Origin of the sequence: Curtobacterium sp. APC 4022, assembly GCF_030407555.1 — a bacterium.
In the GTDB taxonomy this organism is placed as follows: Bacteria; Actinomycetota; Actinomycetes; order Actinomycetales; family Microbacteriaceae; genus Curtobacterium.
This window is the reverse complement of the sequence record NZ_JASDDD010000073.1, coordinates 1-13,155: the sequence shown is the minus strand read 5'-3', so window position 1 is coordinate 13,155 and position 13,155 is coordinate 1. Positions and strand designations below refer to the sequence as shown.

General features: G+C 72.7%; 11 protein-coding genes. 2 read left to right on the top strand and 9 right to left on the bottom strand.

Going from position 1 to position 13,155, the window contains the following annotated elements:
- Window positions 1-306: 306 nt before the first annotated feature.
- Together QL987_RS15850 and QL987_RS15845 are read right to left on the bottom strand one after the other, a co-directional pair.
- Window positions 307-1,449, bottom strand: a complete 1,143-nt coding sequence (locus tag QL987_RS15850) for a glycosyltransferase family 1 protein (RefSeq protein WP_253463581.1) — start codon at window positions 1,447-1,449, stop codon at window positions 307-309.
- 55 nt (window positions 1,450-1,504) lie between these two features.
- Window positions 1,505-2,578 (bottom strand): YbhN family protein, encoded by a 1,074-nt coding sequence (locus QL987_RS15845; protein WP_290158587.1) that lies wholly within the window; start codon window positions 2,576-2,578, stop codon window positions 1,505-1,507.
- A 29-nt stretch (window positions 2,579-2,607) separates the two neighbouring features.
- Here QL987_RS15845 and QL987_RS15840 point away from each other — a divergent pair, with 29 nt between their 5' ends.
- Window positions 2,608-3,786 carry a glycosyltransferase gene (locus tag QL987_RS15840; protein ID WP_290158586.1) on the top strand — a complete coding sequence of 393 codons (1,179 nt, stop codon included), beginning with the start codon at window positions 2,608-2,610 and terminating at the stop codon, window positions 3,784-3,786.
- On the opposite strand, the gene QL987_RS15835 is transcribed toward QL987_RS15840, so the two are convergent.
- From QL987_RS15835 to QL987_RS15805, 7 genes are read right to left on the bottom strand one after another with little or no spacing between them, the layout of a single operon-like run.
- Window positions 3,753-5,351 carry a hypothetical protein gene (locus tag QL987_RS15835; RefSeq protein WP_290158584.1) on the bottom strand — a complete coding sequence of 533 codons (1,599 nt, stop codon included), beginning with the start codon at window positions 5,349-5,351 and terminating at the stop codon, window positions 3,753-3,755. The two genes, QL987_RS15840 and QL987_RS15835, sit on opposite strands and share 34 nt — an antisense overlap.
- Window positions 5,348-6,295 (bottom strand): NAD-dependent epimerase/dehydratase family protein, encoded by a 948-nt coding sequence (locus QL987_RS15830; protein ID WP_290158582.1) that lies wholly within the window; start codon window positions 6,293-6,295, stop codon window positions 5,348-5,350. The genes QL987_RS15835 and QL987_RS15830 overlap by 4 nt, the downstream gene beginning before the upstream one ends.
- The gene (rfbD, locus tag QL987_RS15825; RefSeq protein WP_221849657.1) at window positions 6,292-7,143 is read right to left on the bottom strand and encodes a dTDP-4-dehydrorhamnose reductase; all 852 of its coding nucleotides are present in this window, start codon (window positions 7,141-7,143) and stop codon (window positions 6,292-6,294) included. Before rfbD ends, QL987_RS15830 begins: the two co-directional genes overlap by 4 nt.
- Before the next feature lie 14 nt (window positions 7,144-7,157).
- The gene (gene rfbB, locus QL987_RS15820; protein ID WP_221849656.1) at window positions 7,158-8,144 is read right to left on the bottom strand and encodes a dTDP-glucose 4,6-dehydratase; all 987 of its coding nucleotides are present in this window, start codon (window positions 8,142-8,144) and stop codon (window positions 7,158-7,160) included.
- On the bottom strand, window positions 8,141-9,739 hold the full coding sequence (locus QL987_RS15815; RefSeq protein WP_290158579.1) for a glycosyltransferase family 39 protein: 1,599 nt from the start codon (window positions 9,737-9,739) through the stop codon (window positions 8,141-8,143). Before QL987_RS15815 ends, rfbB begins: the two co-directional genes overlap by 4 nt.
- Window positions 9,736-11,463 (bottom strand): glycosyltransferase family 39 protein, encoded by a 1,728-nt coding sequence (locus QL987_RS15810; RefSeq protein ID WP_290158577.1) that lies wholly within the window; start codon window positions 11,461-11,463, stop codon window positions 9,736-9,738. The genes QL987_RS15815 and QL987_RS15810 overlap by 4 nt, the downstream gene beginning before the upstream one ends.
- Window positions 11,453-12,394: a glycosyltransferase family 2 protein gene (locus tag QL987_RS15805; protein ID WP_221849653.1), complete on the bottom strand. Its 942-nt coding sequence runs from the start codon at window positions 12,392-12,394 to the stop codon at window positions 11,453-11,455. The genes QL987_RS15810 and QL987_RS15805 overlap by 11 nt, the downstream gene beginning before the upstream one ends.
- A 187-nt stretch (window positions 12,395-12,581) precedes the next feature.
- Here QL987_RS15805 and QL987_RS15800 point away from each other — a divergent pair.
- A partial coding sequence (locus QL987_RS15800; RefSeq protein WP_290158575.1) for a hypothetical protein occupies window positions 12,582-13,155 on the top strand: 574 nt, incomplete at its 3' end.

The window sequence follows — 13,155 nt, the reverse complement described above, 5'->3', positions numbered from 1 at the left end:
TCCGGGTCGGCTTCGGGGTCGTCGTCGCGGTGGCCGTCGCGCTCCGGGTCGGTGCCGGGGTCTCGCCGCCCGAGCAGGCGGTGAGGAACAGGGCCGCACCGACGCCGACGGTGATGGCGGTGGTGAGGGCCGTGGACGGGTGACGACGGGTCATGAGCCGATCCTGGCAGTCGGGGACGAGCCTCCCGGCCAGGGACACGGCGGGAGCGGACGATCGATGCCGAGCCGTGACGCACCCGAGGGGATCCGCTGGTTCCGGCGGACGCAGCCCGACCGGAACTCGTCCGGACCCGCGGATCCCGCGGGTCAGAGGTCCGCGTGCAGCTGCCAGGTCTCGAGGGCGGAGTCGCGCCAGTCGAACATCCGCGCACGGTCCGGCCCGGCGATCGCGAGCTGCCCGGCGAGGTGCGGGTCGTTGACGACCTGGTACATCGCCTGGGCCAGCCGTTCCGGGTAGGACGCACGTGGGTTGCGGGCGACGCTGATGCCGGCGTCGGAGGCGACCTCGGTGACGGCGTCGTCGTCGGAGTGGATGACGGGCACGCCGAAGCTCATCGCCTCGATCACCGGGAGCCCGAAGCCCTCGGCGAGGCTCGGGAACACGAAGACGGTGGCACGGTCGTAGGCCACGGCGAGGTCGGCGTCGTCGACGCGGCCGAGCACCTTCACCCGGGACGGGTCGAGTCCGGCGCGCTCGGCGGTGCCGTGCACGTCGACGTCGCCCCAGCCGTCCGGACCGGAGATGACCAGCGGGACGTCGTCCGGCGCCTCCGGGTGGGCCATGGCCTCGATGAGGGCGGTCAGGCCCTTGCGCGGTTCGAGCGTGCCGACGGCCAGGACGTACCGTTCGGGCAGTCCGAGCCGCTCGGCGCGGAGGTCGGCGTCGACCGGCACGCGCAGGCGTCCGCTCGGGGCGCCGCCGATGACCCGCAGGCGGTCGTCGAACCGGTGGATCTCGTTGAGCTGCGCGGCGACGGCGTGGGTCGGCACCACGACGGCGTCGGCGTACTTGTACGCACGCTTCACCATCGCCTTGTGGAAGTGCACGCCGCGCGGGGTCAGGGTCTCCGGGTTCGTCCACGGCACGGTGTCGTGCACCGTGACGACCGTCTGCCGGCCCGGCTCCTGCACCCGGTCGTGCTTCACCAGCGGGGCGAGGACGCTCGGGGCGTGCACCATGCCGTGCGAGGCACCGTGGGCCAGACCGCCCTGCCACGCGAGGGACAGCTCACGTCGGGGCAGTGCCAGTCGGTCGAGGCCGGCGAGCCCGGGCAGGAGGATCCGGAGCCGTTCGAGTTCGGCCGCCGAGGACGCCGAGACGACCGCTTCGACGTCACAGCCGTCCGGGGCGGTCGCGATCAGCTGCCGGGTGAGTTCCTCCGCGTAGCGGCCGATGCCGCCGGGTACCGGTGCGAGCACCTGGTCGACGATCACGCGGAGAGTGGTCATCTGGCAGGGCTCCTCGGTGGTGCGGTCCGGGTGGTGCGGGGGACGACTGACGAGGCTACCAGTGGCGTTCGGCAGAACCGGGGAGGTCGCTGGTGTCGACCGCAGGTGGGCGCACACCGGCCAGGGCACGACGGCGTCGGACGGCGAGGGCCGAACCGATGCCGGCGAGGACGACGTCGCCGATGGTCATGAACACCCGGCTGACGACCGCGAGGGCGAGGGCGGCGCCACCCGCGGGCGGCACGACGCTCGCGAGGAGGAGCACCAGCACGCCCTCCCGGGGGCCGAGACCCGCGGGGGCGATGACGACGAGGAACCCGACCAGCCAGGCGACCGCGTACGCGCCCGTGGACACTGCGAACACCGACGGCGAGTCGGCCCCGAACGTCCGCAGCACGAACGTCGCCTGCACGCCGTAGGCCAGCCACATCACGATCGACCACGCCATCGACGCGAGCGTGCCGCCCCAGGTCAACACCGTGGGCTCGGCCGGACGGCGCAGCAGACGGAAGGCGATGGCGATCAGTCGGCTGAGGACCGGAGGGGTCAGCGCGACCAGACCGATGACCACGACGACAGCGAGCCACCAGTAGTGCGCGAGGCCGTCGGACGCGGAGAAGAGCAGCGCGACGATGCCCACCAGTGCGGCTGTGACCATGCTCACGAGCATCGAGGCGAGCGATGCCACCGCGCTGCCGGAACGGGCCAGTCCGTGCGCGCGTCCGAGCTCGGCCTGCGCCGCGATCGCCCAGACCCCGCCCGGGATGTACTTGCCGAGCTGGCCCACGAAGAAGATCGAGGAAGCCGCTGCCGGACGGACGTGGAAGCCGGTCGCCGCCATCATCGAGCGCCAGGACAGCATGTTGGCGACCAGGGCGACCAGCGTCGCGCCCAGGCCGATGCTGACGGTCGCCACGTCGAGGCGCGCGAAGTCGGTGACGATCGCGTCCCACTGCCGGGCGACGCCCCAGACCAGGAGACCGATCGCGACGACCGCGGCGGCCCACTTGACGAGGGTCAGGACGCGCTCTCGACGGCCCCGGGTCGGGGGCGTCCCGAGGGGGTCAGGGGAGTCGGCGGTCGGTTCCGGGCGTGATGCCGCGGACCCCGTAGGCTGTCGTGCGTCCATCGACTGACAACTCTAAGCGAGCGCGCCGCATGAATCCCGATCCTGCCGTCCGTCCGACCTTGCTCGTCGCTGCGTCGACGTTCCCGGCCGAACCGGGTGACGGCACCCCGGGCTTCGTCCTCGACCTGGCGCTGGCGCTGGCGGACGAGTACCGCGTCGTGGTCGTCGCACCGATGACCCGCGGGGCCCGGGCACACCAGCGGATCGGTGACGTCGAGGTCCGCCGCTACGGGTACTTCCCGGCACGCTGGCGCGACCTGGCCGACGGCGCGATCGTCGACAACCTCAAGGCCGACCGCACGCGGTGGCTGCAGGTCCCGTTCTTCTTCGGCGCGATGGCCGCCGCGCTGGTCCGCGAGCAGCGTCGCTCCCGGCCGGACGTGGCGCTCCTGCACTGGATCATCCCGCAGGGGGCCGTCGGTCGCCTCGTGCTCGGACGCCTGCCGCGGGTCGTGACCACGCTGGGCGGCGACCTGTACGCCCTGCGGCACCCGGTCCTCCAGGCCGTCAAGCGGTCCGTGGTCCGCAGTGCGGCGTCGGTGACCTGCATGAGCACCGACATGGCGCGCGAGCTGGCGGCCCTCGGCGCCCGTCCCGAGCAGGTCCACGTCGTCCCGATGGGTGTCGACGAGGCGCCGATCGCCGCGGCCACGGCGCGCGAGACGCGGGTCGCCGGGCGGGTGCTGTTCGTCGGTCGACTCGTCGAGAAGAAGGGCGCGGTCGTCCTGCTCGACGCGCTCGAGCGCGTGACCGTCGCGCCGACGGAGGTCGTCGTCGTGGGTGACGGACCGCTGCGCCGACCGCTGGAGGCACGTGCCGGTTCGGGCGTGTCGTTCGTCGGAGCGCGGGGCAAGGACGCGCTGGCGGCGGAGTACGCCCGTGCGTCGATCGCGCTCTACCCCTCGGTGCCGGCGGCGAACGGCGACCGGGACGGACTGCCGGTCGCCCTGCTCGAGGCCATGTCGGCCGGGTGCGCCGTGATCGCGAGTGCCGTCCCCGGCATCGTCGACGTCGTCGAGGACGGCGTCAACGGGCTGCTCGTCGAGCCCGGCGACGCGGTCGCACTCGCCGCGGCCATGGACCGTCTGCTCGCGGATCCCGACCTCGCCCTCCGGCTCGGTCGGGCTGCCGCGGAGACGGCGTCCGCCTACTCGGTGGACGCCGTCGCCGACCGCTACCGGACGTTGTTGCGGGCAGCGCGCGCCTGAACCTCGTCGGGCTCGCTCGGGGCGGGCTCGGTCGGGTGGGAATCGGTCCGATCAGCGCCGGGCGTTCCGGTGGTGGGGCGTCGTCGCGCGAGGCCCGCCGCCCGGGCGTCCTGGAGGACCCCGGAGTCGAGGAACACCCCGATGACGATCCCGACGATGCCGACCAGCGAGACGGCGAAGGCGACCTGCACGACCGCCGCCGCGTGCGGCACGATGCTCGTGACGAAGAGGTCCACGAGCGACAGGTAGGGCGGCATCGCGCCGACGATCCACAGTCCGATGAGGACACCGGACAGCGGGCGCCACGCGGTGAGACCCACGGCCATCGCGATGATGATCATCGGGAGCGCGGTGAACGAGTACCGCGTGTTGGCTGCACCGCCGCCGGAGACGTAGTCGACCTGGCTCGCGAGCAGCAGCAGGGTCACCACGACGTACATGGCGACGATCAGCGCCGTCGACAGGCGGTCACGCCGCTCGGCCCGGACGGAGGCGCGTGCCACCGAGCGTGCGACGGAGGCGTCGGCACGGGTCGGACGGCGACGGACGAGGACCCAGACGCCGGCGAGCACCGCGAGCACCAGGGGGACGACCAGGAGCAGGTACGTCGACCAGGACAGCGGATCGAGGACGCCGCGGTACACCCCGAAGAGCCCGCGGTAGAAACCCGGGTCCTGGGCGATGTCGACCATCGGACGCTCAACCCGGTGCGCGTGTTCGAGCCCCCACTCGGCGTGCCGCCCGCTGAAGTTCCCGGTGATGCGCTCGTTCCGCAGGTAGAACCAGCCGGAGGCCGCACCTGCGGCGAGCACCGGGAGCACCGCCGCGACGATGCGGGCAGGGATGCCGGTGAAGCGGCCGAGGCGGACGTCCGGCGCGAGCAGCAGCGCGACGACGAGGGCGACGAGCCAGAGCGCGAACGACAGGCGCGTCGTCATCCCGGCGGCGCCGACGAGCGCGGCCGCCACGAGCAGACGGCGGCTGACCCCGGACCGGAGGGCGGCTCCGGCGATCCCGCACGCCAGCACGACGAGCGGGTAGTACAGGGCGTCGTTGTAGATCGACGACCCCTGCTGGATGATCATGCCGGCCAGTGCGGTGAGCACGGCGACCGCGCCGGGCAGGCGACGTGCGCCCGGGAAGGTCCGCCAGACGCCCCACGCCGCGGCCGGCACCGCCGTCGCGATCATCAGGCCGCTGCCGATCCGGCCGGCCATCACCGCGAGCAGGGCGTGACCGTGGTCGAACAGGGGTCCGACCACCGGGGCGAGCAGGAGGTAGTACAGCGGCGGGTGTTGCGAGACCCACTGGACCGGCACACCGGCCCCGAACGGCGCCCGGTAGGTCAACCCGTTCTCGAAGACCGGCAGGTGACCGTGCCACACCGTGATGATGTAGTCGAAGTGCGCCGGCTCGTCGCCGCCGTTGAGCGGCGGGTACGTGAACGCGCGTGCGACCGACGCCGCGAGCAGGAACACGACCGCGCTCCAGACGGTGATGCCGGCCCACGGGTGGGCATGCGTCCACGCGGCGATCCGTGCGGTCCGCGGTGCTGGTCCGGTCATGCTCGGTGTCCCCCTCGGGCGGTTCGGACGGAGTCGACGGTGCGGCGCACGCCCTCGTCGAAGGGCATCAGGCTCCGGTCGTCGAGCTCGGGGAGCACGGTGGACCGGAACCGCAGGTCCAGGCCGTGCAGGCCGGCGGAGTCGTGCTGGCCCCGCTCGATCCGGAGGTCCTCGCCGAACGCGGCACCGACCGCCGCGACCACCTCGGCGATGGAGTGCCCCCGCTGGGAGGCGAAGATCTTCGTCACGACGGTGCCCGCTGGCTGCTCCGCGACGAGTTCGAGGGCGCCGGCGACCATCGCGCCCGCGTCGTCGATGTACAGGTAGTCGCGGGTGGTCGAGAACGGGACGTAGATCGACGACGTCCGGCCCTCGACGTGCGCGGCGGCGAGCTGTGACACGAGGCCCTGCGGTTTGTCGAGGTTCGCCCCCGGGCCGTAGAGGTTGGCGATCCGCCCGATCACCAGGCGTGCACCCACCGCCTCCGCCCACGAGGCGAACCGCTGCTCGGCGACGAGCCGGGTCCGGCCGTAGGGCGCGAGCGGTCGTGGTTCGGTGGTCTCGTCGAAGGGCACCCCGTCGGAACCGGCGTAGGTCGCACCCGCGGACGACGCCAGGAAGGCGGTGCCGGCAGCCCCGCCGTCGGGACCGGGTGCCGTCGCCGCGGGGTCGAGCACACGCTCGAGCAGTTCGCGTTCCGCGGTGAAGGCGTCGTCCCCGGTCGTCACGATCCCGGTCCCGGCGCACCACACCAGGCGCCAGGGCGTCGTGCCCGCACGCAGGCCGGCGACGGCCTCGACCAGCACCTCGGCCGCCGCCTCGGTGTCGCCCCACGGGACCCGGGGGACGACGACCTGGTCGCCGATCCGCTCGAGGGCCCGGACGACCGACCGGCCGAGGAACCCGCCGCCGCCGACGACGAGCGAGGTGGTGGTGTCGCTCACGCGGAGAGGGCTCCCGCCGCGACGGCGGCGTGCAGTGCTTCGCGCCAGTCGCGCATCGGCGCGAGGCCCGCACGGGACCACGCGTCGTGCCCGAGCACGCTGTACGCCGGACGCGGTGCCGGTCGGACGAAGGACGCGCTGTCGGTGGGCAGCACGCGCTCCGGGTCCAGCCCGTTCTCCGAGAAGATCGCGCGGGTGAAGTCGTACCAGGAGCCCTGGCCCGAGTTCGTGCCGTGGTAGATGCCGGCCGGGGCGTCCGTGTCGACGAGCTCGACGATGCGCGCAGCCAGGTCCCCGGTCCAGGTGGGCTGTCCGACCTGGTCCGTGACGACCGACACCGTCTCGTGCGTGGCGGCGAGCCGCAGCATCGTCGCGGCGAAGTTCGGCCCGTGCTCGCCGTAGATCCACGCGGTGCGGACGATGTACGACGAGTCCGGCGCGATCTGCCGCACGAACGCCTCGCCGGCCGCCTTGGTCCGCCCGTAGGCGTTCAGCGGGTCGGTCGGGGCGTCCTCGGCGTAGGGCGCGGTGCCGTTGCCGTCGAACACGTAGTCCGTCGAGATCGTCACGAGCTTGGCGCCGTGGCGGACCGCCGCCTCGGCCAGGAGCTTCGGGCCGGTGGCGTTCACCGCTCCGGCCTCGTCCTCGTGGGTCTCCGCGTCGTCCACCTTCGTGTACGCCGCGGAGTTGATCACGACGTCGTGGCCGGCGACCGCGGCGTCGACCGCGTCCGGGTCGGTGATGTCGAGGTCGGCTCGGCCGAGGGCGGTCACGTCACGACCTCGCAGCGCGAGCTGCAGGTCACGGCCGAGCATGCCGGCGGCGCCGGTGATGAGGGTGCGCGTCATCGTCGTCGCCGGGCTCAGCTGAGCGCCGCACGCTCCTTGAGGGGCTCCCACCAGGCGCGGTTGTCGCGGTACCACTGGACGACGTCGGCGAGGCCCTGCTCGAACGGCACCTGCGGTTCGTAGCCGAGCTCGGCCTGGATCTTCGAGATGTCGACCGAGTAGCGGAGGTCGTGGCCGAGACGGTCCTGGACGCGGTCGACGTACGACCAGTCCTTGCCGGTGGCGTCGAGGAGCAGCTGGGTGAGCTCCTTGTTGGTGAGCTCGGTGCCACCGCCGATGTTGTAGATCTCGCCCGCGCGGCCCTTGGTGAGGACCATCGCGATGCCGCGGGTGTGGTCGTCGACGTGCAGCCAGTCGCGGATGTTGTTGCCCTCGCCGTAGAGCGGCACGTGCCGGTCGTCGATGAGGTTCGTGACGAACAGCGGGATGACCTTCTCCGGGAAGTGGTACGGCCCGTAGTTGTTCGAACAGCGCGTGATCGAGAGGTTCAGCCCGTGCGTGCGGTGGTAGCTGCGCGCGAGCAGGTCGCTGCCGGCCTTCGACGCCGAGTACGGCGAGTTCGGCTCGAGCGGACGCTCCTCGTCCCACGAGCCCTCGCTGATCGAGCCGTAGACCTCGTCGGTGGAGACGTGCACGAAGCGCTCGGTGCCGTGGCGGAGCGCGGCGTCGAGCAGGCGCTGGGTGCCGACCACGTTCGTCTCGACGAAGATGCCGGAGTCGCGGACCGAACGGTCGACGTGGGACTCGGCGGCGAAGTGCACGATCGCGTCGATGCCCGGGACGACCTCGTCGAGCTTCGCGGCGTCGGTGATGTCACCCTGCACGAAGGTGTAGCGGGGGGAGTCCGCGACGGGTGCGAGGTTCTCGAGGTTGCCCGAGTAGGTCAGCGCGTCGTAGACGACGACGTCGGCACCTTCGAGGCCGGGGTAGGCGTCCTGCAGCGTGCGGCGGACGAAGTTCGAGCCGATGAAGCCGGCCCCTCCGGTCACGAGGATCTTCACGGGTCATTCCTTCGGTTCGTGGTGACGGTCGGCAGAGAGTCTAGTGGGGCAGTGGCTGGCCGCGTCGGGTCACCGGACGGCACCGTCGGGGCGGGCGGAGCACCGAGCCAGCGCCAGATCACGACGCCGGTGACGGCCCCCACGACGACCAGGGCGGCCAGTGCTGCGGCGACGGCGCGGAGGCCGTACGGGGTGGTCGTGCTGAGGAAGCCGATGCCGTTCGCGCCGATCCGGAACTGCAGCATCTCGTAGGAGCCGCCGTAGACCAGCGCGAGACCGACCGCGGCGACCAGCGGGCCGACCACCACGAGGGCACGGCCGAGTCGACGACGGGTGCGCTCCTCGAGCACGAGACCACGCCACGCGATCGCCTGCATGACGAGGAGCGCGGCGACGGCGGGGAACAGGAAGCGTCCCTGGTTGACCGTGACGCCCGTGTGTCCGACGTAGGTCGCCCAGTCACGGACCAGCACGACCACGACGGCGGTGACCGGGAACACGGCGGTGACCAGCAGGAGTCGACGGTCGACGGTCCGTCGGCTCGCCGCCCAGACGAGGACGGCGAGTGCGATCACGGTGAGCGAGTCGACCAGGACCGGCGACAGCGGCCACTCGTAGCGGCCGAGACGTCCCCAGAACGAGTCCGACAGGCCGTTCCAGACGGTCCCCGCGAACGCCGTCGGGTCCGGACCCTCGGCCGCCGGCCACCGGGTGGTCGTGGTCGGCAGGGCGTCGGGCTGCAGGCTGCCGGTCCGTCGGAGCCGGGCGAGCCACCACCACCCGGTGGCGATCGCCGGCACCGCGAGCACGACGAGCGCCCGGAGCACCCGCCCGCCCCGGCCCAGGTCGGAGCGGGAGGCGAGGACGACCGCGATCGCGAAGGGCACGAGGATCGCGCCCCCGGACATCACCGCGGTGGCCACGGCGAGCGACCCGCCGAGCGCCAGGACCGTCCACCAGCACCGGTCCCCGGTGGCGATGCGCATGCCGAGCCAGGTGGCCAGCGCACCCGCGGTCACGACCGGCACCCACGCGTTCACCGACGACCCGAACTGCGCGAGCTGCGGCACCAGCAGGAGGGCACCGGCCGACAGCAGCGCGAGGCGCGGCGCGCGAGTGGCCCGGCGGACCGACGCCCAGACGAGTGCCGGCAGGACGCTCGTCAGCGCCACGTCGACCAGGCGCATGCCGAGGACGACGACGTCCCAGCGACGCGTGGTGAAGTCCAGCGCCCGGGCGACCAGGCTCTGGACCAGGAAGTAGGTCGGCGGGTGCTGGGACATCGGGTTGACCAGCGTGTTGACGGCGTGGTCGCCGACGAGGGTCCCGAACGAGACCCGGTCGGCGGCGATCTGCGGGAGCGCCGGTACCCCCTGGGCGAGGAGACCCTGCAGGTAGTGCATCGAGCCGGCGGCGGGCCACGCCTCGCCGAGTGCGAGGTGCATGCTCGCGTCCACGTAGGCGAGTTCGTCCGGCCCGTGCAGCGGCGGGGACACGACTGCCCACGTGACGAGCAGCAGCGCGAACGCGGCGGTCAGCCCGACGACGCCGAGGACCTCGGTGCGTGTGATGCGGGGGTGTGCGGCGTCGTTCATCGGCCGGCCTCCTCGTCGGGGCGTGACACGGGGGACCCGCCGTGCGCGACCGGCTCGGTGGCCGCGACCGCTCCGGTGTCGGCGTCGGTGTCTGTTTCGGAGATCGCGACGCCGCCGGTGACGAGACCCGTCCCAGGGGCCGGTGTCGCGCCTCCCGGGCCGGACCCGGCCACCGAAGCAAGGGAGGCCCAGCCGGCGGACCGGACGGCGCCCGCGAGCACGACGACCGCGGCGACCAGCAGGACGACGGCCACGCACCAGAGCGCGATCGAGACCCCGACCGGCACGACACTCGTGGTCGCGAGCTCGTCGAGACCGCGGGCCGTCACGCGGATGCGCATGTGTTCCGCGACCGACGCGTAGAGGTACAGCGGACCGGCGACGGCCACGACCACGGCGATGACCGGGACGACCACGACGGCACGCCGGTGCCCGGGCTCGGTCCGGAGCGCCCGGCGCCAGGCCAGTGCGCTGAGGGCGATGAACGCGAGCATCGCGGGGAAGTAGTAGCGCCCCTGTGTCCCGCCGACGAAGGTGGTGTGCAGGTAGCTCGACCAGGTCGTCCAGCTCTGCAGCAGCAGGATCGTCACCGGCAGCACGGCGAGGGTCAGGGCCGTGCCGAGACCACGGCCGCGACGGAAGCCCCAGATGAGGACGGCACCGAGGCCCAGGACCGTGGCGGTCTCGAAGAAGAGGGGCGAGACGACCCACTGGGCGCGGCCACCGAAGCTGCCCCAGAACGTCCGGGCGATCGTGCTCCAGGAGACGCCGACGAAGGACACCGGGTCCGGACCGGTGTCGGTCGGGAACGGCTGCGGCGGTCGGAGCGCTGCGAAGCCGTCCGGTTGCAGCTGGTGGTGGACGAGCAGGTTGCGGACCCACCACCAGGCGCCGAGCGCAGCGGCCACGGCGAGCACCCACACAGCACGGACGAGCCGTGCCGGCAGCGGTCGGCCGGTGGTCCCGACCACGACGGCGAGCCCGACGAACGGGATGAGCGGGAGGGCCGTCCCCTTCCACAGCAGCGCGAGGCCGAGCGAGACCCCGAGGACCACGGCGGTCCGGGTCCGGCGGTCACCGGTCAGCAGGCGCGCGGCCAGCCAGACCGTGGTCGCGGCGAAGAGCATCACCGGGCCGTCGTTCGACACCGACGCGGCGATCGATGCGAGTTCCGGCACCGCGAGCACCGCGAACGCCCCGACGACCGCGGCACGGGGCGAGCCGGTCACCCGACGCACGGTCGCCCAGGCGAGGAACGGCAGGGGGAGTGCGGCGAGGGCCCCGACGAGCCGGAGCACGGTGACGGCGGCGGCGACGGTGAGGTCCTGGAAGTGCACCAGGTGCAGGACGCCGGCCGCCAGGAAGTAGTAGGTCGGCGGGTGCTGGGTCATCTGGTCGACCGTGTCGCCGTCGCCCGAGTCGGTCTGCCGGAGCAGGTCGCCGAGCGAGGTCTGGTCGGTCGGTGCGAGGTGCTCGATCGCGGTGAGGACGTGCAGGTCGCCGGGCTCGGGCCAGCCGTCACCGATCGCGACGTGCAGAGCGGCGTCGAAGTGCGCGCGCTCGTCGGGGGCCTGGAACGCCGGGACGAGCACGGCCCACAGCAGCAGCACGAGGGCGAAGCCGGCGGTCACCAGCGACACCACGACCAGCTCACGACGTCGGACGGGCACAGCGGCCGGCACCGGTGTCCGGGTCGTCCGCGGCGGGGCGACCTCAGTCGCCATAGCGCTGGAGCTTCTGCAGGTCGAGCTGCTCCTCTGCCAGGGTCCGGTTCATGCGGGTGAGGTCGGCCACGACGCCGATGGTGATGGAGAGCACGGCCGTGATGATGAGCACGAGCCCGAGGATCAGCGACTGCAGGTGGTTGCCGCCCGAGTCCGCCCAGAGCAGGACCAGGTACCGCACGAAGGGGATGAGCCCACAGGCGGCGAGGACGGCACTGACCGACGCGAAGAGCGCCATCGGCCGGTACATCAGGTACACCCGGGCGATCGCGGACCCGGACTGGAACATGTGCTGCCAGATGTTCTTGAAGAGCCGGGACTCGCGGGTCTTGGCGTTCGTCGTGATCGGGATGCTCGCGATCGCCAGACGCTTGTAGCCCGCCTGCACGATCGTCTCCATGCAGTAGCTGAAGCGCGTGACGATGTTCAGCCGGATGAGCGAGTACTTCGAGTAGGCGCGGAACCCGCTCGCGGCGTCGGGCAGGTCCAGCCCGGCGGCACGGCTGGCGACGAAGGACCCGAAGCGCTGCATGAGCTTCTTGAAGCCCGAGAAGTGCTCGATCGTCCGCGTCTGGCGGTCGCCGATGACGATCTCGGCGTCACCGCGGAGGATCGGCTGGACGAGGTCCGCGATCTGCGACTGCGGGTACTGGTTGTCGCCGTCCGTGTTGACGACGATGTCCGCCCCGTGCAGCAGCGCGTAGTCCACGCCGTCGCGGAACGACCGCGCCAGACCCATGTTCGTGGTGTGGCGCACGAAGTGCCGGACGCCGAGCGACGCAGCGACCTCGACGGTCCGGTCGGTCGACCCGTCGTCGATGACCAGGATCTCGATCTCGTCGATGCCGGGGATCGACGTCGGGATCGTCTCGAGGACGGACGGGAGCGTCTGCTCCTCGTTGAGGCAGGGGATCTGGACGAACAGTTTCACGAGGTGATGGGTCCCTGGGATGTTCACGGTCGGCGGGTTCCGGCCCGGAAGTCGCGCATCATCCTACGTGGGCGACGCGACGGCACGGGGGCACGGAACGTCGAGTCTACTGAGCCCATGCCCGACCGCGCGGGGCGTCGTCCCCGCCGGTCCGCCGTGTCACGGGCCGCCGTGTCACCATGGCGACGTGGCTTCCCTCCGTTCGTCCGTCGCCCGCCTCCTCGGACGGGGCGGTGCACCCCGGCCCACGGCCGTCGCCGACCCGGCGGGCGTCGCCGCGCCGCCGCCCTTGGTCGGCTTCGTCGTGCACGGCGCCGGCGGCGTGCACCCGGCCTCCGCGCACATCCGCGTCACCGGCCGGATGTCGGCGCTCGCCGCCTCCGGAGCGGCCCGCGTCGCCCAGGTCGAGCCGGTCCGTTGGGCGGACGGGACGGACACGGCCCACCTCGACGTGCTGCTCGTGCAGCGCGACGCCTTCCCGCTCGCCTCGCTCGACGCCGCGATCGAGCGCGCGCACCGCGAGGGCACCCGCATCGTCGCGGAGGTGGACGACGACTTCTTCAGCCGGGAGGCCCGTGCCCGGCTCGTCCGCGCCGAGTACGACCCCGACCGACTCGCGTCCGTCGAGCGCCTGGTGGCGGCCGCCGACGTGGTCGTCACGTCGACGGAGCCGCTGCGCGCGGTGCTCGCGGCGGCGGGCATCCCGGCGGTGGTGGTGCCGAACGCCGTCCAGCCGGGGCTGTGGGGGACCGGCCCGTCCC

Bases quoted from the DNA above. Each gene is read 5' to 3' on its own strand.
- QL987_RS15850 (WP_253463581.1), bottom strand. From the start codon at position 1,449: ATGACCACTCTCCGCGTGATCGTCGACCAGGTGCTCGCACCGGTACCC.
- QL987_RS15845 (WP_290158587.1), bottom strand. From the start codon at position 2,578: ATGGACGCACGACAGCCTACGGGGTCCGCGGCATCACGCCCGGAACCG.
- QL987_RS15840 (WP_290158586.1), top strand. From the start codon at position 2,608: ATGAATCCCGATCCTGCCGTCCGTCCGACCTTGCTCGTCGCTGCGTCG.
- QL987_RS15835 (WP_290158584.1), bottom strand. From the start codon at position 5,351: ATGACCGGACCAGCACCGCGGACCGCACGGATCGCCGCGTGGACGCAT.
- rfbD (WP_221849657.1), bottom strand. From the start codon at position 7,143: ATGACGCGCACCCTCATCACCGGCGCCGCCGGCATGCTCGGCCGTGAC.
- QL987_RS15815 (WP_290158579.1), bottom strand. From the start codon at position 9,739: ATGAACGACGCCGCACACCCCCGCATCACACGCACCGAGGTCCTCGGC.
- QL987_RS15810 (WP_290158577.1), bottom strand. From the start codon at position 11,463: ATGGCGACTGAGGTCGCCCCGCCGCGGACGACCCGGACACCGGTGCCG.